Source organism: Citrobacter freundii complex sp. CFNIH9 (genome assembly GCF_002903305.1).
GTDB classification, from domain to species: domain Bacteria; phylum Pseudomonadota; class Gammaproteobacteria; order Enterobacterales; family Enterobacteriaceae; genus Citrobacter; species Citrobacter portucalensis.
In genome coordinates, this window is the sequence record NZ_CP026238.1 from 1239109 (window position 1) to 1258020 (window position 18912).

At 51.0% G+C, this 18912-nt stretch carries 18 protein-coding genes, 1 other RNA gene and 1 pseudogene; 10 read left to right on the top strand and 10 right to left on the bottom strand.

The window, feature by feature from the left end:
- Nucleotides 1-7: 7 nt before the first annotated feature.
- Entirely contained in the window at nucleotides 8-868 is an 861-nt protein-coding gene (gene tesB / locus C2U43_RS06160; protein ID WP_003831027.1) for an acyl-CoA thioesterase II, read from the bottom strand.
- Between the two features lie 212 nt (nucleotides 869-1080).
- Here tesB and C2U43_RS06165 point away from each other — a divergent pair, with 212 nt between their 5' ends.
- Complete coding sequence (locus C2U43_RS06165; RefSeq protein ID WP_103284814.1) at nucleotides 1081-1650, top strand: YbaY family lipoprotein; 570 nt, start codon at nucleotides 1081-1083, stop codon at nucleotides 1648-1650.
- 31 nt (nucleotides 1651-1681) lie between these two features.
- Here the strand turns inward: C2U43_RS06165 and C2U43_RS06170 are convergent.
- Nucleotides 1682-2071 (bottom strand): annotated as a pseudogene (locus C2U43_RS06170) (MGMT family protein).
- Between the two features lie 84 nt (nucleotides 2072-2155).
- Between C2U43_RS06170 and ffs the strand changes: the two are divergent.
- From ffs to C2U43_RS06185, 3 genes are all read left to right on the top strand, one after another.
- Nucleotides 2156-2252: signal recognition particle sRNA small type (ffs, locus tag C2U43_RS06175), an RNA gene on the top strand.
- 198 nt (nucleotides 2253-2450) lie between these two features.
- The gene (locus tag C2U43_RS06180; RefSeq protein WP_003831029.1) at nucleotides 2451-2702 is read left to right on the top strand and encodes a hypothetical protein; all 252 of its coding nucleotides are present in this window, start codon (nucleotides 2451-2453) and stop codon (nucleotides 2700-2702) included.
- A complete protein-coding gene (locus tag C2U43_RS06185; RefSeq protein WP_008783956.1) occupies nucleotides 2699-2917 on the top strand; it encodes a hypothetical protein in 219 nt (72 codons plus the stop codon). The genes C2U43_RS06180 and C2U43_RS06185 overlap by 4 nt, the downstream gene beginning before the upstream one ends.
- 59 nt (nucleotides 2918-2976) lie before the next feature.
- Here C2U43_RS06185 and yczR read toward each other — a convergent pair whose 3' ends face one another.
- Nucleotides 2977-4404 (bottom strand): MocR-like transcription factor YczR, encoded by a 1428-nt coding sequence (yczR, locus tag C2U43_RS06190; RefSeq protein ID WP_103284815.1) that lies wholly within the window; start codon nucleotides 4402-4404, stop codon nucleotides 2977-2979.
- Nucleotides 4405-4491: 87 nt separating this feature from the next.
- Here yczR and yczE point away from each other — a divergent pair, with 87 nt between their 5' ends.
- Together yczE and C2U43_RS06200 are read left to right on the top strand one after the other, a co-directional pair.
- Complete coding sequence (gene yczE, locus C2U43_RS06195; protein ID WP_048214785.1) at nucleotides 4492-5121, top strand: membrane protein YczE; 630 nt, start codon at nucleotides 4492-4494, stop codon at nucleotides 5119-5121.
- Nucleotides 5122-5185: 64 nt separating this feature from the next.
- A complete protein-coding gene (locus tag C2U43_RS06200) occupies nucleotides 5186-5539 on the top strand; it encodes a DUF1428 domain-containing protein (protein ID WP_008783959.1) in 354 nt (117 codons plus the stop codon).
- A 51-nt stretch (nucleotides 5540-5590) separates the two neighbouring features.
- Here C2U43_RS06200 and C2U43_RS06205 read toward each other — a convergent pair whose 3' ends face one another.
- A complete protein-coding gene (locus tag C2U43_RS06205; protein WP_103284816.1) occupies nucleotides 5591-7144 on the bottom strand; it encodes an EAL domain-containing protein in 1554 nt (517 codons plus the stop codon).
- Nucleotides 7145-7332: 188 nt separating this feature from the next.
- On the opposite strand from C2U43_RS06205, the gene C2U43_RS06210 reads away from it, so the two are divergent.
- Nucleotides 7333-7593, top strand: coding sequence for a type B 50S ribosomal protein L31 (locus C2U43_RS06210; protein WP_008783961.1), 261 nt, complete (start codon nucleotides 7333-7335; stop codon nucleotides 7591-7593).
- Between the two features lies 1 nt (nucleotide 7594).
- Complete coding sequence (gene ykgO, locus C2U43_RS06215) at nucleotides 7595-7735, top strand: type B 50S ribosomal protein L36 (protein ID WP_005125190.1); 141 nt, start codon at nucleotides 7595-7597, stop codon at nucleotides 7733-7735.
- 78 nt (nucleotides 7736-7813) lie between these two features.
- Here ykgO and C2U43_RS06220 read toward each other — a convergent pair whose 3' ends face one another.
- From C2U43_RS06220 to acrA, 6 genes are all read right to left on the bottom strand, one after another.
- Nucleotides 7814-8284, bottom strand: coding sequence for a YlaC family protein (locus tag C2U43_RS06220; RefSeq protein ID WP_103284817.1), 471 nt, complete (start codon nucleotides 8282-8284; stop codon nucleotides 7814-7816).
- A 116-nt stretch (nucleotides 8285-8400) separates the two neighbouring features.
- Nucleotides 8401-8952 carry a maltose O-acetyltransferase gene (gene maa / locus C2U43_RS06225; RefSeq protein WP_003835924.1) on the bottom strand — a complete coding sequence of 184 codons (552 nt, stop codon included), beginning with the start codon at nucleotides 8950-8952 and terminating at the stop codon, nucleotides 8401-8403.
- Nucleotides 8953-9133: 181 nt separating this feature from the next.
- Entirely contained in the window at nucleotides 9134-9352 is a 219-nt protein-coding gene (locus tag C2U43_RS06230) for an HHA domain-containing protein (protein ID WP_002892050.1), read from the bottom strand.
- 27 nt (nucleotides 9353-9379) lie between these two features.
- Complete coding sequence (tomB, locus tag C2U43_RS06235) at nucleotides 9380-9754, bottom strand: Hha toxicity modulator TomB (protein ID WP_003021733.1); 375 nt, start codon at nucleotides 9752-9754, stop codon at nucleotides 9380-9382.
- Between the two features lie 488 nt (nucleotides 9755-10242).
- Nucleotides 10243-13392 (bottom strand): efflux RND transporter permease AcrB, encoded by a 3150-nt coding sequence (gene acrB, locus C2U43_RS06240; RefSeq protein WP_008783964.1) that lies wholly within the window; start codon nucleotides 13390-13392, stop codon nucleotides 10243-10245.
- 22 nt (nucleotides 13393-13414) lie between these two features.
- Complete coding sequence (gene acrA / locus C2U43_RS06245; protein WP_020996573.1) at nucleotides 13415-14608, bottom strand: multidrug efflux RND transporter periplasmic adaptor subunit AcrA; 1194 nt, start codon at nucleotides 14606-14608, stop codon at nucleotides 13415-13417.
- Nucleotides 14609-14749: 141 nt separating this feature from the next.
- On the opposite strand from acrA, the gene acrR reads away from it, so the two are divergent.
- Both acrR and mscK read left to right on the top strand, forming a co-directional pair.
- Entirely contained in the window at nucleotides 14750-15400 is a 651-nt protein-coding gene (gene acrR, locus C2U43_RS06250) for a multidrug efflux transporter transcriptional repressor AcrR (RefSeq protein WP_003831045.1), read from the top strand.
- A gap of 128 nt (nucleotides 15401-15528) precedes the next feature.
- Complete coding sequence (mscK, locus tag C2U43_RS06255; protein WP_071445854.1) at nucleotides 15529-18894, top strand: mechanosensitive channel MscK; 3366 nt, start codon at nucleotides 15529-15531, stop codon at nucleotides 18892-18894.
- The last annotated feature ends 18 nt before the right edge of the window (nucleotides 18895-18912 follow it).

An 18912-nucleotide genomic window follows, 5' to 3' on the forward strand; every position in this document is an offset into this window, starting at 1 on the left:
GTAATTCTCAATTGCGATTACGCATTACCCCTTCCTGCACGGTAGAGGCGACCAGCACGCCGTCCTGCGTATAAAACTCCCCGCGTACAAAACCTCTGGCACCGGAGGCAGAAGTACTCTCGACGTTATACAACAACCACTCATTAATATTGAACGGACGGTGGAACCACATTGAATGGTCAATGGTGGCGATCTGAATCCCTTTTTCCAGAAAACCAATCCCGTACGGTTGCAGCGCTACAGGCAGGAAGTTCAGATCTGAGGCATAACCCAGCAGATATTGATGGACGCGCAGATCGTCCTGCAGCTCGCCGTTTGCACGGATCCATACCTGGCGCGCCGGAGGTGCGACGTGACCTTTTAAGGGGTTATGAAATTCAACCGGGCGCACTTCCAACGGACGATCGTTGATAAATTTTTCTTTCAACAGCGGCGGCAGCAAATGCGCCACTGACCGGGCAATTTCTGTTTCTGATTTCAGCTCATCGGGACCCGGCGCATCCGGCATGGTTTTCTGATGTTCAAATCCGTCTTCCGGTGCCTGGAAAGAGGCGGTCATGTAAAAAATGGGTTTACCATTCTGAATTGCGGCAACGCGGCGCGCGCTGAAGCTGTTACCATCACGCAAGACTTCTACATCATAGATGATGGGTTTTTGGCTATCGCCGGGGCGTAAAAAGTAGCTGTGGAAGGAGTGCACCAGACGCTCTTCCGGTACGGTTTCTTTGGCGGCATACAGCGCCTGACCGACAACCTGTCCCCCAAAAACCTGACGTAACCCTAAGTCTTCACTTTGGCCCCGAAAGAGTCCTTCTTCAATTTTTTCCAGATTTAACAATGTCAGCAAATTTTTCAGCGCCAGACTCATACGTGCTCTCCAGGTTATATCGATCTCGCAGCGAGGTAGGCAGAGTATAACGCAATTTTGAAAGTGGTCCGATGGGTGCAATTGTCTGAATTAAAGGCCTATTACAGGCAAAAACAGCTGTCTTGTGCCACACTTAGTCACGTTATGTTTTTGTTAACCACTCTTCTGGCGAGGAAAGTTCTCGCTGGTGCATAGATGATAAGGAGAATTTAATGAAACTCGTGCACATGGTAAGTGGTTTAGCGGTTGCGGTCGCTCTGGCGGCCTGTGCTGATAAAAGTGCAGATATTCAGACACCTGCGCCAAGCCCTAATACGTCAATTGCTGACACACAGTCTAAAATTCAACAGCCAAATGTTTCTGGTACGGTATGGATCCGCCAGAAAGTGGCCTTGCCACCCGATGCGGTGCTGACCGTCACGCTGTCAGATGCGTCGCTGGCCGATGCACCGTCAAAAGTGCTGTCGCAAAAAGCTGTCCGTACTGAAGGTAAGCAGGCGCCATTCAGCTTTGTATTACCATTTAACCCGGCAGATATTCAGCCTAACGCCCGTATTCTGCTGAGTGCGGCAATTACGGTTAATGACAAACTGGTCTTTATTACTGATACCGTTCAGACTGTCATTAATCAGGGTGGTACGAAAGCTGACCTGACGCTGGTCCCTGTACAGCAAACAGCAGTACCGATTCAGGCAAGCGGTGGGGCAGCCACCACGGTGCCATCAACGTCACCAACCCAGGTGAATCCTTCTTCTGCCGTTCCTGCTCCCACGCAGTACTAAGGCAGTCGTAACCCTCTCCGCCTGGAGAGGGTTAGTACACCCAGCGATAGCGCTGTAAATCTATCTGCCCGCTTCCTGAAACCACTATTCCTTCTGCCAGCAACGCCTGACGTTGCCGTTGTAAGTCGGGGCCGGTCAGCGAAATGGCACCATGACGATTAACCACCCGATGCCAGGGCAAAGTGCTGCCTTCGGGGAGACGCTTAAGCACGCCGCCGACCTGGCGCGCAGCGCGCGGCGAACCGGCAAGCCTGGCAACATCGCCATACGTGGTGACGAAACCTTCGGGGATTGACGCGACGATTTGCCAGACGCGTTGGGGGAAAGTGTCTTGTATATCCATTATTTATTCCTGCGCTAATCCTCCAGCATAATGCCGAATGGCGAGGGAGTGAAGCCGCATTGCACAAGAAAACAGCATCCGATGCTGGATGGGTTGCAATTACAGGGTGCAGCAGTGATAATGCGCCTGCGCGTTGGTTAACAACGCTCTCAATGGGGGCTCTGTTGGTTCTCCCGCAACACTACTCTGTTTACCAGGTCAGGTCCGGAAGGAAGCAGCCAAGGCAGATGACGTGTGTGCCGGGATGTAGCTGGCAGGGCCCCCACCCAATTCTGCCGTCCGGCAATTTCCCTTCTTCTTATCTTCTTTTCTTTGTCATCGTATTGTCATTTTATTGTCATTAAATGCTGTCAATGTGTTTCGGGGATGTTATTTGTTGCTTTTGCCGCCGCCATCGCGCTGTAACGACAGGGTCTTACATCCGGTGTGTTTTGGCTGACCACAAGGATTTTCTACGATGTCGACCGCTGTATTGAATGTCAAAATTGATGAGGCGCTAAAAGAAAAGCTTCGCCATTACGCTGAAGTGCATAACGAAAATTTAAGTGTTGCAACGGAAAAACTGCTGCTGATTGCGTTTACCGCCGTTGAAGAGGCAGGAGTCTCCGCTGAGGATATCGATAGCCAGCATACGGAAGAGTCCGTAGTTGAAGCACTGACTCCTAAAGAAATCAAAGCATTGCGCAGACTACTGAAGAAGAAAAAATGAAACAACAACCGCTCTCAACCGCCAGTAATTACGGCGAAGCTTGTGATTTACTACGCTCCGGTTATGTGAAACATGTCCGCCTGAGCTGGAATGTCGGCAGCGACGAGTTCTTCCGTATTGCCTCCGACTGGTGTGATGCTGGGGCAAAAATTAAGAAAGACGGTGAAAATTTCGTGATTTCACTGAAGGGTTTTCCGGTTCCCCCTCAGCGGTAATATCACCGGGACTCTTTCATCCATCCCGGCTTATAAGGGCGAGTCCTTTGACTCGTCGCTTAGATTATTTTGCGTACTTTCCCGCTGCTGGCCTGCAAACGCAGGTTATCCCAAATGGGTTGTAACACCCTGAAGGCGGCACGCGCTGTGTCATCCGGTAACGTGAAAGGCATACGCAAAAAACGATCGAATGCGCCATCAAGCCCAAACCGCGTACCGGTTCCTAATTGAATGCCTACGCTTTCGGCGCGCGTAGCGAATAGCGTTGCCAGCGTATCGGGCAGTTCAACCCAAAAAGAGAGTCCTCCCTGTGGCTGGGTAAACTGCCACTCCGGGAAATGTGCGTTCATCAGGCTCGAGCACAGATCGCGCTGCGATGTGAGTAGCCGTCTTCTGTCAGGAAGAAAGTCGGCGGCGTTATCCAGCAGCCAACTGGTGGCGAGTTGTTCAAGCACGGGGGAGCCTAAATCGAAGGTGTCGCGGGTTTGTACCAGCGCCGCAATGGTTCGCGCCGGCGCCCGGATCCAGCCCAGACGTAATCCCCCCCAAAAGCTTTTCCCGGCTGAACCCAATAGAATGATCGGCGCGTCGCGATTGAATGCGGCAAGCGGCGGCGGCGGCGGGGCGTCATACCACAGGTTCACCATCGTCTCATCGACCACCAGGGTAGTGCGGGTTCGTTCGGCAATATCCGCCACGACCTGGCGAGTTGCAGCGTCCATGCAACGCCCGGTCGGATTGTGAAAGTCCGGCATCAGGTAGGCCATTCTCGGTGCGGTTTGTGCGATGGTGGCGACCAGACCCGCGGTATCCCAACCGTGCTCGGGTAGCGACACGCCGACGGGGCGACAGGATGCGCCTTGAATCGCGGCAATCGCCAGCGGATAAGTGGGGTGATCGACCACTACGCGATCGCCGGGGCCGGTGAGCAAACGCAGGATCAGCGCCAGGCCGCTGACTGCACCATTCACGACCATGATTTCATCGGGCTGCGTCGGGAGCCCGCGATCGTAATAATGCTGAGCGATGGACTCACGCAATACCGACAGCCCCTGCGGCAAATACCCGGAGCTCAGCAAATGCTGTGGCATAGCAAACAGCGCCTGCTGGTAAGCCTGATGAATTTCGGGACCGGCACTTAGTGCCGCCGTGGACAAATCAAGCGCTGTGCCGGTGCTGGTCCGGGTTGGCACATGGCGAATATGTTCCGGCAGGATCACCCGTGAGCCGCTACCATGACGGCTTTCCAGATATCCCTCTTCACGCAGTTGCGCCATAGCGCTGGCGACGGTAGTTCGACTTACTAGCAGGACGACGGCGAGCTCGCGTTCACCCGGTAAGCGGCTATCCAGCGCCAGTCGACCATCGAGAATAAGCAGACGTAACGCTTCTGCCAGCTGTCGCCAGATGGGCGTTCGCGAGGGGCTTTCCTGCCAGTGTCCGAGCAGGCGTTGCAAAGACTGACTTCCATAACGGCGAGATGACATAGCAGTCCACTTTTTGAAAACTGGACATTAATCATAGTGCCAATTGCGGTGAAGATGAAAGTTATCCGAGAGTGAGAGGGGAAAAGCATGCTGCGTCGTTTACTTCAGCTATTTATCGGGCTGACGCTGTACGGTGTGTCGACGGCGATGTTTGTCCGTGCCGATTTAGGGGCCGATCCGTGGAACGTGTTTCACCTGGGTGTAGCCAATTTATTGTCAATGAATATCGGCGTGGTGATTATTGCCGTGGGCGTGTTGGTACTGCTGGCGTGGATACCGCTGCGCCAGCGACCAGGCTTTGGCACGCTGAGCAACGTGATTATGATCGGGCTGGCGGCAGATGCCGCGCTGCTGGTGATTCCTGGATTTGAATCCCTGCTGGCGCGCAGTGGGCTGCTGGTGTCAGCGGTAATATTGAATGCGTTAGCAACCAGCCTGTACATTGGCGCAGGTTTTGGCGCCGGTCCGCGTGATGGTCTGATGACCGGTATCCACGCGCGTACCGGCTGGCCAGTACGACGAATTCGAACCGCAATCGAAGTGTCGGTGCTGCTTATCGGTTGGCTGCTGGGGGGAACCGTGGGGGTTGGTACGGTGCTGTATGCCTTGGCTATCGGACCGTTGATTCAGCTTTGCCTGCCGTGGTTTCGGCATCAGCCGCAGTCACGTACGCGTATCAGGAATGCACCTGGGGCGCGATCGCCTACTGGCGACTAAACTTAACCTCGACTGACGCGGCCGGAATCGGCTTGCCGCGCAGTACACTTCGGAGGTTTTTCTCATGAAGTATGTTGATGGCTTTGTGGTTGCCGTACCCGCTGAAAACAAGGAGGCGTACATTGCGATGGCGGCAAAAGCAGCTCCGCTTTTCAAGGAGTTCGGTGCATTGCGCGTAGTGGAGTGCTGGGCAGATGATGTCCCCGACGGCAAACTGACCGATTTTCGCATGGCTGTGAAAGCACAGGAGCATGAAGAAGTGGTATTCAGCTGGATTGAATACCCTTCCAAAGAGGTCCGCGATGCGGCGAATCAGAAGATGATGTCCGATCCCCGTATGAAGGAGTTCGGTGAATCTATGCCATTTGATGGCAAGCGAATGATCTACGGTGGATTTGCGCCCATTATGGAAGAGTGATGTGACTGGCTGTGCGGCGTGCCGCCAGCCATCTCAACATCAACAGCAATGTTAAAGCCGTTTTTCTGCCCACAGAATAAATTCCGCCTTCGGCAGCGCTTTGCTGTACAGCCAGCCCTGACCGTACTGGACGCCGTGCTGGCGTAGCCAGGCTTCCTGATTCTCGGTTTCGATACCTTCCGCCACCATCTCCAGCTTCAACGTTTTCGCTATCTCGATAATATGTGGCGTCACGTTGTTGTACTCCAGTGCATCAACGAACGATTTGTCTATCTTCAGGATATCGACATCCAGATCCTGTAAATAGCTCAGGCTGGAATAGCCGGTGCCAAAATCATCGATATAGATCGAGTGGCCTGCCTGACGGTATTTAGCAATAAACGGCGCGCTGTTTTTCGGGTCGGCAAACTCGCGTTCGGTTAGTTCCAGCGCGATTTGCGTAGGCTTAAGTTGCCAGTGGTTCACTTTCTGGCTTAACAGAGCAGGAAGCGTTTCGGAGGCGAGATCGGCTGACTCAAGATTGATGGATATATGCTGCTCCGGATGCTGACGCAGCCATTTACCTAAATCTTCAAATACGCTTTCAATAATCAACCGTGTGAGAGGCTCTGTCAGCCCGGTCTCTTGCGCCAGCGCGACGAAAATTTCTGGCGACAGATAGCTTCCGTCAGCCTGTTGCCAGCGAGCCAGTGCTTCAGCCCCGACGACTTTTCCCGTTTTGAGCGAGATAATCGGTTGGTAGTAGACCTTGATATCCCGATGCTGGATAGCGTCCTGTAATTGGTGATGGGGCGACTGTAAGCGGCGCAAAATGCGCAAAACAAAGGCGGCGGTGAGCAAGCCGATAAGAATGCCTGCCGGAAGCCAGATCAGCGCCTGTCGGTGCCAGGTTTTTTGTAACGGCAGGGTAGATGCCCAGGTTACGATCGTGATACCCAGTTCTGGGAAGGGGCGAGCGTTAAAAATATTGCCATCCTTCTGAAAATGGGTAATCGAGCTCTCTTGTTTTACATGCTGTAAAACGTCCGATGGCAGGTTGGCGCTACTGGCAACGACTATGTTGCGCACGGTTCCAATGATAGTGACTTCAATCGGCCATGAGCCAAACGGGATGACGTCGATGAAAGAGCCTGGATCGACCATCACAACATAATGTTCGCTCCCTAATGCCGCCATAAAACGCTTGATACCTAAATCGTTTTGCGTAGTAAGCCATGCGCGATATCCATCAGGCGTGACTTTCATCGCTGATGGAAACGCGGCGGCCTTACTTCTTTTTTCCAGGGATGAGCATTGTGGAACATTATCTTTGAGGTACAGCACTTCCTGAATATAGCGATAGCTATAGGACAAACGACGCATTTCCAGCAAATGCTCGTCACTGCAAGGCACTCCCTGAAAAGCTTCAATATTGCGTAATGCTTTTTTCGCCTGCTCGCCTACGCGTTCCGTACGTAATGCGACTCGAGTTGAGAACATGTCGAGTTCATCGATAAATTTCGTTTCGACCTGACGATGTGCCAGCCACAGGCTTAAACCTACAGGCGCGAGGATGGAAAGGAACAGTACCCCAGTCACCAGGCTTATCAAATGTCGTGTTGTCACAGTGATATCCTTATTTACACAGCGTAGGGAAAGTATATCCGAAACCCCAAAAAGCTATTCGATTGGCATCATATATTTACGGCCATTTATCATCCCGTTTAAATCTCTGTAGCGTAAATCAGGTTGTGGTTTGTACAAGAGTGGTGTATTTTGATGGTTATGTTATAACGTAACAAATTGAGGTTGCCATGAAACCGGATATTCATCCTTTTTACCGTACCGTAGTGTTTCACGATACCAGTGCTAATGAATTCTTTAAGGTCGGTTCGACCATCAAGACTGAGCGTGAAATTGAGTTTGAGGGGAAAATGTACCCGTACGTGACCCTCGATATCTCTTCTAAATCACATCCGTACTATACCGGGAAACAAAAAACCTTTGATAATGAAGGTAGTGCAGCACGTTTCCAAAAACGTTTTGGTCATTTTATTGGCGTTAAGCGGGGTTAAAATGCAGGTACTCAATTCACTTCGCAGCGCAAAACAGCGCCATCCTGACTGCCAGATAGTAAAACGCAAAGGGCGTTTGTACGTTATCTGCAAAACGAATCCGCGCTTTAAAGCAGTACAGGGGCGTAAAAAAAGACGTTAGTTTCTTTGCCAGCATTTCAGGGATTAAAGTGCGTTACTTTCGCAGGAACGCACTTTTTTTATCTGTGCTGAGATGCCGTTACTGGCTGGTCTGGGCGCGGGTAAGCGAAAAGACATCGTAAAACGAGAGTTCGCCTTTGCGCGATATCATCTTTTGCAGCTGTGCTTTATGTTCGCTATCCACGGACGGTGAGTGCAGGATAGTATCGATGAGCGAGGAGGGGACAAAGCGAGTGTTGTACCATTCTCCGTTATAGCAAACTCTAAAATCCAGAACGTCGATATCTTCAAAGCGGTATCGTGGCGCAACGTCGAAAAAGAAAAAGCCGTTGAGTACAACGAACAGTACCACCAGCAGCCATACCGAATCGACTAACGTTTCTGACTGTAGCATCACCGCCAGCGTGGCAAACCACGCAACATACATGCCGATAAACAGCCCAGGGTGTTTGCGAATAAAGCTGATGCTAAAGCGCGGTTTGTTGTCGCGCTTCTCGCGAATATTTAAGTCGTCGATTGTTTCAGTAAGCAGGCGCTGTATTTCTGTCATCTCTTGCCTTCGTGATATCTGCAAAATTCAGGAGGGATCGCCCTATTTTAAAAGGGGATACCCTTTGAAGAAAGTAACAGATTAACCGCAATTTAGCATAACAGTTACATTTAAGATCACAGCGTTTTGATGATCCTTGCGGGATTGCCCCCAACCACGGTGTTTGCCGGAACGCTTTTAGTGACCACTGCGCCTGATGCCACAACCACGTTATCGCCCAGCGTGACGCCGGGATTGATCACTGCACGGCCACCTATCCAGACATTATTGCCGATAGTCACGGGCTTTCCGAACTCCAGGCCACTGTTGCGCTCGGTAGCATCCAGCGGATGGGTCGCGGTATAGATATGAACGCCTGGTGCCAGCATGCAGTTGTCGCCAATATGAATTGGACAGACGTCGAGCATAACGCAGTCGAAGTTGGCGTAAAAGTCTTTACCAAGATAGATGTTATAACCGTAATCACAACGGAAAGAGGGTTCAATATAGGCTCCCTCACTCTGACCTAACAGATCGTGCAGGATTGCCTGACGCTCATTTTTTTCATCGGGAGCGGTGAGGTTGTAGCGATGGATCAACTGACGAGCGCGTAGTCGGTCACTGCGCAGCGTTTCATCTGCCGGGCGATAGTATTCGCCGGCGATCATTTTTTGCTTTTCATTACGCATTACGAATTCCCTGTGTACTGAAGGTTATTTCAGCACAGTAAAACGTAATGCAAACAAGGGGAACGTTCCCGCTTCTTTGCTGTGATCATAGTCACGCGATTTGAATTAAATAACCATTGTAAATACGAAAATGGTCAGCCAGACAACGGTACCGCTATACCTGACTTAACCTTGAGTGCAATTAGCGAATGAATTTCCAAACAGAAGTTGGAATCTTGTCGTAAAGCTTATTCATGGTCAATTCAGCAAGGCGATGATCTGCTGCTGAGTAAAATACAGCCAGTTCGTTGTCGGACAATTCATATTTATTTTTTTCAATAACGCGCTCTAGCGTATCAATTGTCTGGCAACGTCGCAGGCGCATCAAATAATCTGTTTTAGTTAATGGTTTATCGGACATAACTCTTACCTATGATTGTAATAATTTTTAACAAGACAAACTAACAGGATTAGCCCTGGTGGCATTGACAAAACAGCGAAACAGTCGATTACCTGACTTCCGCCATTTCTGCAGATCCTGCGTATTAATACCATAACTGCTGAACAACATAAAAGTGTCATCCAGGTATTCATCTATCTGCGCGATCAGCTTATTGTCCTCATTGTACTTAATTTTATAATTAAGTGCGAAGGTTGCAATATGCTCTATCAGTTCATTGAGCTGCAAGCTGGTTGCAGAGGTAGGGTCATTAACCCAGCCATGGTTACTTTGTTCAAGGTTTGCAAGACAGTCATGATACAGAGTTTCGCAGAGAAATTTAAGCTGCGCGATATCATGTCTTTTGGGTGAGTATTCATCCATAACGCATCCCCTTCTTAGTGGCTTAAACTAACCGAACACCTTTCGGGATGGATACAACAACTACCTGGAACTTGCCCGCGACTCCTGATGATTTAACTATAATCTACTCTAAAAAAGATTTCATCGTCATATCACGAAAAATTACAATTATGTAAAATTATGATGCTACGTCATTTTTACATTTTAACAGATAAATGCCGCTATTCGAAATGGGACAATTTCTTTATTCTTCGGGCAATCATCGGGTTATCTTGTTTAGGTTTAGCAACGAAAGGCAACAACCAACAATGTGAACCAGTGGATAGGATTAATCTTAATATTTATTAAAGTAAATAAGAACTCTCGCTGTTTTTTTAAGAATAGCCTTTAAGGCTGCAAGGATTATATCGCTTATTTATCCGATAGAAAATAAACGGAATGGCAATAAGTGATTTTTATGATTTTTCCAGAAAAAAGGCCGCTTGCGCGGCCTTATCTTTAGAGATGTATCAATGATGCTCTACTGAGTGGCTATGCTCAATATCTTCATTTTTGCGGCTAAAGCGGCGGCGTACCACCACAAAGAACACCGGAACAAAGAAGATCGCCAACACGGTTGCCGTCACCATCCCGCCCATTACGCCAGTACCAACGGCGTTCTGTGCACCGGAACCTGCGCCGGAGCTGATGACCAGCGGCATTACGCCCAGAATAAAGGCCAGTGACGTCATCAGGATTGGACGTAAACGCATGCGTACTGCGTCCAGCGTCGCCTCTATCAGACCTTTACCTTCTTTATCCATCAAGTCTTTGGCGAATTCGACGATAAGTATCGCGTTCTTCGCCGACAACCCAATGGTTGTGAGCAGGCCTACCTGGAAGTAAACGTCGTTGGTCAGGCCGCGGAACGTTGCTGCCAGCAATGCACCGATAACACCCAGCGGTACAACCAGCATTACGGAGAACGGAATTGACCAGCTCTCGTACAGCGCTGCCAGACACAAGAACACGACGATCAGTGAAATGGCATACAGGGCAGGGGCCTGGTTGCCGGACAGTCGTTCCTGGTAGGACATACCGGTCCAGTCATAACCGATACCGGATGGCAGTTTGCTGGCCAGTTGCTCCATCATGGCCATGGCTTCACCGGTACTTTTACCCGGAGCGGCCTGGCCTAAGATTTCCATGGAAGGCAAACCGTTATAGCGTTCCAGACGCGGTGAACCGTATTCCCAACGTGAGGTAGAGAAGGCGGAGAACGGTACCATCTGTCCATCGCTGCCGCGGACATACCAGTTTCCAATATCTTCCGGCAACATACGGTATTTCGCTTCAGACATGACGTAAACTTTCTTCACACGACCACGGTCGATGAAGTCATTCACGTAGCTTCCGCCCCATGCTGCACCCAGCGTTGTATTAATATCACTAATGGAAACGCCCAGAGCCTGCGCTTTTTCCTGATCGATATCGATCTTGAACTGCGGCGTATCTTCCAGACCGTTAGGACGAACACCGACCAACAGATCAGGATGCTTCGCGACTTCACCAAACAGTTGGTTACGCGCCTGAGTCAGCTTCTCATGGCCCAGACCTGCCTGGTCAATCAACTGGAAGTCGAAACCGGTCGCGGTCCCTAACTCCACAATCGCTGGCAGGTTAAAGGCAAAGACCATCGCGTCTTTGATCTGCGAGAATGCGCCCATTGCACGTTGAGTAATCGCTTCAACTTTGTTCTCTTTACCTGGACGTTCACTCCAGTCTTTCAAAGAGACGAATGCGATACCGGTGTTCTGACCACGACCTGCAAAACCGAAGCCGTTAACGGCAAACACCGATTCAACGTTCGCTTTTTCTTTGGTCAGATAGTAATCCGTCATTTCGTCCAGCACCTTCTGGGTACGCTCTTGCGTTGCACCCGCTGGCAGCTGAGCCATAGACAGGAATACCCCCTGGTCTTCGTCTGGCAGGAACGAACTTGGCAGACGAACGAACAGATAGGCCATGCCCACGACGATGATCAGATACAGCGCCAGATAACGACCGGTGCTGCGCAGAATACCGCCTACGCTATCGGTGTAATGGTGCGTACTCTTATCGAACATGCGGTTAAACCAGCCGAAGAAGCCTTTTTTGCCTTCTCCGTGATCGCCTTTAGCAATCGGTTTGAGCATGGTCGCACACAGGGCAGGGGTCAGAATCAATGCCACCAGTACAGACAACGCCATCGCGGAAACAATGGTGATGGAGAACTGACGGTAAATTGCACCGGTAGACCCCCCGAAGAACGCCATTGGGATAAATACCGCTGACAGTACCATCGCGATACCCACCAGTGCGCCCTGAATCTGGCCCATTGATTTACGCGTTGCTTCCTTCGGCGGTAGTCCTTCCTCAGCCATTACACGTTCAACGTTCTCGACCACAACGATGGCGTCATCCACCAGCAGGCCGATGGCGAGCACCATCCCGAACATCGTCAGGGTGTTTATCGAGAAGCCGAAAATCGCAAGGACGGCAAACGTACCCAAGAGCACCACCGGCACGGCGATAGTCGGAATCAGCGTCGCGCGGAAGTTCTGCAGGAACAGATACATTACCAGGAACACGAGGATGATTGCTTCCGCCAGCGTTTTCACTACTTCGTGAATAGATATTTTCACGAACGGCGTGGTGTCATACGGGTAAACGATCTTCAGACCTGACGGGAAGAACGGTTCCATCTTCTTCAGTTCATCGCGGATAGCGTTTGCTGTATCCAGGGCGTTAGCACCTGTCGCCAGCTTGATACCCAGACCGGATGCCGGTTTACCGTTGAACTTCGCAATGATGTCGTAGTTCTCACCGCCCAGTTCCACTTTCGCCACGTCACGCAGACGAACCTGGGAACCATCCTGATTCACTTTCAGCAGAATTTTGCTGAACTCATCAGCGGAGGTCAGACGGGTTTGCGCGATGATTGACGCGTTAAGCTGCTGGCCTTTCACCGGTGGTGTACCACCTAACTGACCGGCTGCAACCTGGGCGTTCTGCGCTTTGATGGCGCTGATTACATCAACCGGCGTCAGCTGGAAGTTGTTCAGTTTGTTCGGATCCATCCAGATACGCATCGCGTACTGAGAACCGAACAGCTGAACATCACCCACACCTGAAGTACGGCTGATGGCATCCTTCATGTTGGCGCCAACGTAGTCGGAAATATCCTCCTGCGTCATGGTGCCGTTGGTGTTGATAACACCGACAACCATCAGGAAGCTGCTGGATGACTTCTCAACGCTAACCCCTTGTTGCTGTACTTCCTGAGGCAGCAACGGCATGGCCAGCTGCAGTTTGTTCTGCACCTGTACCTGCGCGATATCCGCATCAGTACCAGACTGGAAGGTTAGGGTGATCTGCACGGTACCCGTGGAGTCACTGTTAGAGGACATGTACATCAGGTTATCGATACCGTTCATGTTCTGTTCGATAACCTGCGTAACAGTATCCTGTACTGTTTTGGCATCAGCGCCAGGGTAGGTCGCGGAGATCGTCACTGCTGGCGGTGCAATAGTTGGATATTGCGCTACCGGCAATTTGAGGATCGCGAGCCCCCCTGCCAACATGATGATAATGGCGATCACCCACGCAAATATTGGGCGATCGATAAAGAAATTAGGCATGTCTTAACGGCTCCTGTTTAAGTTAAGACTTGGACTGTTCAGGCTGGCTACCGCTTTGGCCTTGCTGGTTGTTATCAGCGGTGATTTCCTGCGCTTTTACCTGCGCGCCAGGACGTACTTTCTGCAGCCCAGTGACAATCACGCGGTCGCCCGGCTTAAGTCCATCAGTGACTAACCATTTGTCGCCAATCGCTTGTGCCGCGACAATTTGACGAGTTTCAACTTTGTTGTCTGCACCGATAACCAATGCACTGGCATCGCCACGCGGTGTACGGGTAACGCCTTGCTGTGGAACCAGTAATGCCGTTGGGTTAATCCCTTCTTCCAGACGTGCGCGAACGAACATACCCGGCAGTAAGGTGTGATCCGGGTTAGGGAAGATGGCGCGTAACGTAATCGACCCGGTAGTTTGATCAACCGTCACATCAGAAAATTCCAGCGTGCCGGACTGCGGGAATTTAATGCCGTCATTGGTTACCAGTTCGACTTTCGCTTTGCCGTTCTCTTGCTTCAGCGTGCCGTTGGCCAGCTCTTGTTTCAGGCGCAGGAAGTCGTTGCTTGACTGCGTCACGTCCACGTAGATCGGGTCCAACTGTTGAACGGTCGCCAGTGCGGTCGCTTGACCGTTTTGCACCAGAGCACCTTCCGTAACGGATGATTTACCAATGCGGCCGCTGATCGGCGACGTCACTTTGGTATAGGCCAGATTGATGCGTGCAGTTTCTACCGCGGCTTTCGCGGCGACAACGGCGGCGTTCGCCTGCTGTGCGTCTGCCTGCGCGCTATCGTAATCCTGTTGACTGATGTACTTAGTACCCAACAGTTTCTGATAACGTTTAACCGTCAGTTGAGCGATATTTGCTGCGGCTTGTGCTTTGGCCAGATCGCCTTTTGCGCTTTCATAAGCGGCCTGGTAAGTTGCAGGATCAATCTGATAGAGAGACACACCCGCTTCGATATCGCCACCTTCCGTGAAATTACGCTTCAGGATAATACCGCTAACCTGAGGGCGAACTTCTGCAATGCGAAACGCACTGGTGCGACCCGGAAGCTCAGTTGTTATCTGTAGAGGTTCAGTTTTGAGCGTAACAACTCCAACCTCTGGCATCTGCTGGCCCCCTTGTTGGGCCTGTTTGTCGTCACATCCTGTTAGCGCTAAGCTGCCTGAGAGCATCAGAACGACTGCCAGAGGCGTTAACCCTCTGTTTTTGTTCATATGTAAACCTCGAGTGTCCGATTTCAAATTGATCAATGGCTTAAAGCCCATAAACCCATTGCTGCGTTTATATTATCGTCGTGCTATGGTACATACATTCACAAATGTATGTAAATCTAACGCCTGTAAATTCACTGACATATGGCACGAAAAACCAAACAACAAGCACAGGAAACACGACAGCATATTCTCGATGTTGCTCTGCATTTGTTTTCGCAACAAGGGGTATCATCCACCTCGCTTGCGGAGATCGCAAAAGCCGCTGGTGTCACGCGCGGCGCAATCTATTGGCATTTCAAAAACAAGTCGGATTTATTCAGTGAAATCTGGGAGCTAGCAAAACCTAACATTGATGAGTTAGAGACTGAGTATCAGGCAAAATTCCCCGACGATCCACTATCAGTATTAAGAGAAATTTTAATTTACGTTCTTGAAGCTACCGTGACAGAAGAACGCCGACGTTTGTTGCTGGAAATTATATTCCACAAATGCGAGTTTGTCGGGGAAATGGCCTCTGTTCAGTTAGCTCAACGCCATCTTTGTATTGAAAATTACGATCGTATCGAACAAACATTGCGGCACTGTATGGATGCCAATATGCTGCCGGAAAACCTGAACACCCGTCGCGTGGCGGTCCTGTTGCGTAGCTATATTACCGGAATCATAGAAAACTGGTTATTTGCCCCCGAATCGTTTGATCTGAAAAAAGAAGCTCGGGAATACGTGGCTGTGCTGCTGGAGATGTGCCTTATGTGCCCAACTCTGCGGCTTGGCGTGGCGGAAATCCACTAAACGTTTTGGGCCAGTACCAGGAATTCTCCTGGTCGTTTTGCCTGCTGCTATTCTACCGGTCACAGCCGTGATATTCTTGCCGCTTGACTATTTTCGGTCACTTTTCCGGTTCAGAAACGTTCATTCTCATGACTATGTTGCAGCTCTATAAACGTTCACAGCATCTTATTGCTATTACCATTCTTTTCTTCATTCTCTTGCTATCTTGCCAGTCGTCTGCTTTTGCGCGGGCGCAACAGAGTGGTGAACTGCCGACGAAAGCGGATATTCAGAGCCAACTGGACGCGCTGAGTAAACAAAAAGATCTCTCCGCGCAGGATAAGCTGGTCCAACAGGATCTCATCGATACCATCGCCACGTTGGATAAAATCGATCGCGTGAAAGATGAGACCGTACAGCTTCGCCAGAAAGTTGCCCAGGCACCGGAGAAAATGCGTCAGGCGACGGATGCGTTAAATTCGCTCAGCGATGTCGATAACGACGATGAAACGCGAAAAACGCTGAGTACACTCTCCTTGCGACAGCTTGAGTCGCGCGTGGCACAGGTTTTGGATGACCTGCAAAGTGCGCAAAACGATCTTGCCGCTTACAACAGCCAACTGGTGTCGCTCCAGACGCAGCCAGAGCGTGTGCAGAATGCGATGTACACCGCGTCGCAGCAAATGCAGCAAATTCGTAATCGACTCGATGGCAACAATGTGGGAGAGGCTGCGTTACGCCCCAGCCAGCAGGTGTTGCTGCAGGCACAGCAGGCGCTGCTGAGTGCGCAGATCGACCAACAGCGTAAGAGCCTCGAAGGTAATACTGTTTTGCAGGATACCTTGCAAAAACAACGTGATTACGTAACAGCTAACAGTAACCGGCTTGAACATCAGCTCCAGCTTCTGCAAGAAGCGGTGAACAGCAAACGACTGACGTTAACCGAAAAGACAGCTCAGGAAGCGGTAACGCCGGATGAAGCCGAGCGTATTCAGTCAAATCCGTTAGTGAAGCAGGAACTGGACGTTAACCATCAGCTCAGTCAGCGTCTGATAGCCGCGACCGAAAACGGCAACAACCTGATGCAGCAGAATATCAAAGTCAAAAACTGGCTTGACCGAGCGCTGCAATCCGAACGCAACATTAAAGAACAGATTGCTGTCCTGAAAGGCAGCCTGCTGCTGTCGCGTATTCTGTATCAGCAACAACAAACGCTGCCGTCGGCGGATGAACTTGCCGATATGACCAACCGGATCGCCGATTTGCGTCTGGAACAGTTTGAGATAAACCAGCAGCGTGATGCGCTATTCCAGAACGATGCGTTTGTCGCCAAACTGGAAGAAGGGCACAGCAACGAAGTGAATGGTGAAGTCCATGATGCCCTGCTGCAGGTTGTGGATATGCGCCGTGAACTGTTGGATCAGCTGAACAAGCAGCTGGGCAACCAGTTGATGATGGCAATTAACCTGCAAATCAATCAACAGCAGCTAATGAGCGTGTCGAAGAACCTGAAAGGGATCCTCACGCAGCAAATCTTCTGGGTTAATAGTAACCGTCCGATGGACTGGGACTGGATCAAAGCCTTCCCGCAAACGCTAAAAGACCAGTTTAAGTCGATGAAAATCACAGTGAACTGGGAAAAAGCCTGGCCCGCCGTCTTTATTGCGTTCCTGGCGGGGCTGCCACTGCTGCTTATTGCCGGGTTAATCCGCTGGCGTTTGAAATGGTTGAAAGAGTATCAGGCGAAATTAGCCGCCGCAGTAGGGAACCTGCGTAATGACAGTCAGCTCAATACGCCAAAAGCGATTCTGATCGATCTGATCCGAGCGTTACCGGCGTGCCTGATTATCCTCGCCTTGGGCCTGATTCTGCTTACCATGCAGTTGAATATCAGCGACCTGCTGTGGGCGTTCAGTAAGAAGATGACAGTCTTCTGGCTGGTGTTTGGTCTGTGCTGGAAGGTGCTGGAAAAAGATGGCGTGGCAATTCGTCATTTTGGTATGCCAGCGAAACAGACCAGTCACTGGCGCCGCCAGATCGTGCGTATTAGCCTGGCGCTGTTACCGCTCAACTTCTGGTCGGTCATTGCTGAGCTGTCGCCGCTTAATTTGATGGATGATGTGCTGGGTCAGGTAGTTATTTTCCTCAACCTGCTGCTGATCGCCTTCCTGGTATGGCCAATGTGTCGTGAAAGCTGGCGCGACAAAGAGTCGCATGGCTTGCGTCTGGTTACCATTACTGTCCTCTCAATTATCCCGATTGCATTAATGGTGCTGACGGCGACAGGGTATTTCTACACCACGTTGCGCCTGGCCGGTCGTTGGATTGAAACGGTCTATCTGGTTATCCTCTGGAACCTGCTGTATCAGACGGTACTGCGTGGATTGAGCGTGGCGGCACGGCGTATCGCCTGGCGCCGTGCCCTAGCGCGTCGTCAGAACCTGGTGAAAGAAGGGGCGGAAGGAGCCGAGCCGCAGGAAGAACCGACCATTGCGCTTGAGCAGGTGAACCAGCAAACGCTGCGCATCACCATGCTGGTAATGGTTGCCCTGTTTGGTGTTCTGTTCTGGGCTATTTGGTCTGATTTGATAACTGTATTCAGCTACCTCGATAGCATTACGCTCTGGCATTACAACGGCACCGAAGCGGGAGCTGCGGTGGTGAAAGACGTCACCATGGGCAGCCTGCTGTTTGCGATTATTGCGTCAATGGTCGCGTGGGCGCTGATCCGTAACTTACCCGGCCTGCTGGAAGTGCTGGTGCTGTCGCGACTGAAGATGCGTCAGGGCGCTTCGTATGCGATCACCACGATCCTTAACTACGCGATCATCGCCATCGGCGCGATGACGGTCTTCGGATCGCTCGGTGTTTCATGGGATAAGCTACAGTGGCTGGCAGCAGCCCTGTCGGTTGGTCTTGGTTTTGGCTTGCAGGAAATCTTCGGTAACTTTGTTTCGGGTCTGATTATTCTGTTTGAACGCCCGGTCCGCATCGGCGATACCGTGACTATCGGTACGTTCTCAGGAACGGTCAGCAAGATCCGTATCCGTGCCACCACTATTACCGACTTCGATCGCAAAGAGGTGATCATCCCGAACAAAGCATTTGTGACGGAGCGTTTGATCAACTGGTCGCTTTCCGATACCACCACGCGCCTGGTGATCCGCATCGGCGTGGCCTACGGTTCGGATCTGGATAAAGTGAAGAAAGTGCTGTTGCAGGCGGCGATGGAACACCCGAAAGTGATGCACGATCCAGAGCCTGCGGTGTTCTTTACCGCCTTCGGTGCCAGCACGCTGGATCATGAACTGCGTTTATACGTGCGTGAACTGCGCGATCGTAGCCACACGGTTGATGAACTGAACCGTGCGGTCGATCGTTTGTGCCGTGAAAACGACATTGATATCGCCTTTAACCAGCTCGAAGTGCATCTGCATAACGCGAAAGGTGATACCGTGACCGAGGTTAAGCGTGACATCATTAAAGGTGATGATCCGACGCCTTCGGTAGGTTAATAGATAAACTCATCAGGC

Excerpts from the sequence above, each read along its gene's own strand:
- acrB (WP_008783964.1), bottom strand. The coding sequence starts at position 13,392 with ATGCCTAATTTCTTTATCGATCGCCCAATATTTGCGTGGGTGATCGCC.
- C2U43_RS06210 (WP_008783961.1), top strand. The coding sequence starts at position 7,333 with ATGAAACCGGATATTCATCCTTTTTACCGTACCGTAGTGTTTCACGAT.
- mscK (WP_071445854.1), top strand. The coding sequence starts at position 15,529 with ATGACTATGTTGCAGCTCTATAAACGTTCACAGCATCTTATTGCTATT.
- tomB (WP_003021733.1), bottom strand. The coding sequence starts at position 9,754 with ATGGATGAATACTCACCCAAAAGACATGATATCGCGCAGCTTAAATTT.
- C2U43_RS06165 (WP_103284814.1), top strand. The coding sequence starts at position 1,081 with ATGAAACTCGTGCACATGGTAAGTGGTTTAGCGGTTGCGGTCGCTCTG.
- C2U43_RS06200 (WP_008783959.1), top strand. The coding sequence starts at position 5,186 with ATGAAGTATGTTGATGGCTTTGTGGTTGCCGTACCCGCTGAAAACAAG.
- yczR (WP_103284815.1), bottom strand. The coding sequence starts at position 4,404 with ATGTCATCTCGCCGTTATGGAAGTCAGTCTTTGCAACGCCTGCTCGGA.
- yczE (WP_048214785.1), top strand. The coding sequence starts at position 4,492 with ATGCTGCGTCGTTTACTTCAGCTATTTATCGGGCTGACGCTGTACGGT.
- C2U43_RS06185 (WP_008783956.1), top strand. The coding sequence starts at position 2,699 with ATGAAACAACAACCGCTCTCAACCGCCAGTAATTACGGCGAAGCTTGT.
- C2U43_RS06220 (WP_103284817.1), bottom strand. The coding sequence starts at position 8,284 with ATGACAGAAATACAGCGCCTGCTTACTGAAACAATCGACGACTTAAAT.
- ykgO (WP_005125190.1), top strand. The coding sequence starts at position 7,595 with ATGCAGGTACTCAATTCACTTCGCAGCGCAAAACAGCGCCATCCTGAC.
- acrA (WP_020996573.1), bottom strand. The coding sequence starts at position 14,608 with ATGAACAAAAACAGAGGGTTAACGCCTCTGGCAGTCGTTCTGATGCTC.
- tesB (WP_003831027.1), bottom strand. The coding sequence starts at position 868 with ATGAGTCTGGCGCTGAAAAATTTGCTGACATTGTTAAATCTGGAAAAA.
- acrR (WP_003831045.1), top strand. The coding sequence starts at position 14,750 with ATGGCACGAAAAACCAAACAACAAGCACAGGAAACACGACAGCATATT.
- maa (WP_003835924.1), bottom strand. The coding sequence starts at position 8,952 with ATGCGTAATGAAAAGCAAAAAATGATCGCCGGCGAATACTATCGCCCG.
- C2U43_RS06230 (WP_002892050.1), bottom strand. The coding sequence starts at position 9,352 with ATGTCCGATAAACCATTAACTAAAACAGATTATTTGATGCGCCTGCGA.
- C2U43_RS06180 (WP_003831029.1), top strand. The coding sequence starts at position 2,451 with ATGTCGACCGCTGTATTGAATGTCAAAATTGATGAGGCGCTAAAAGAA.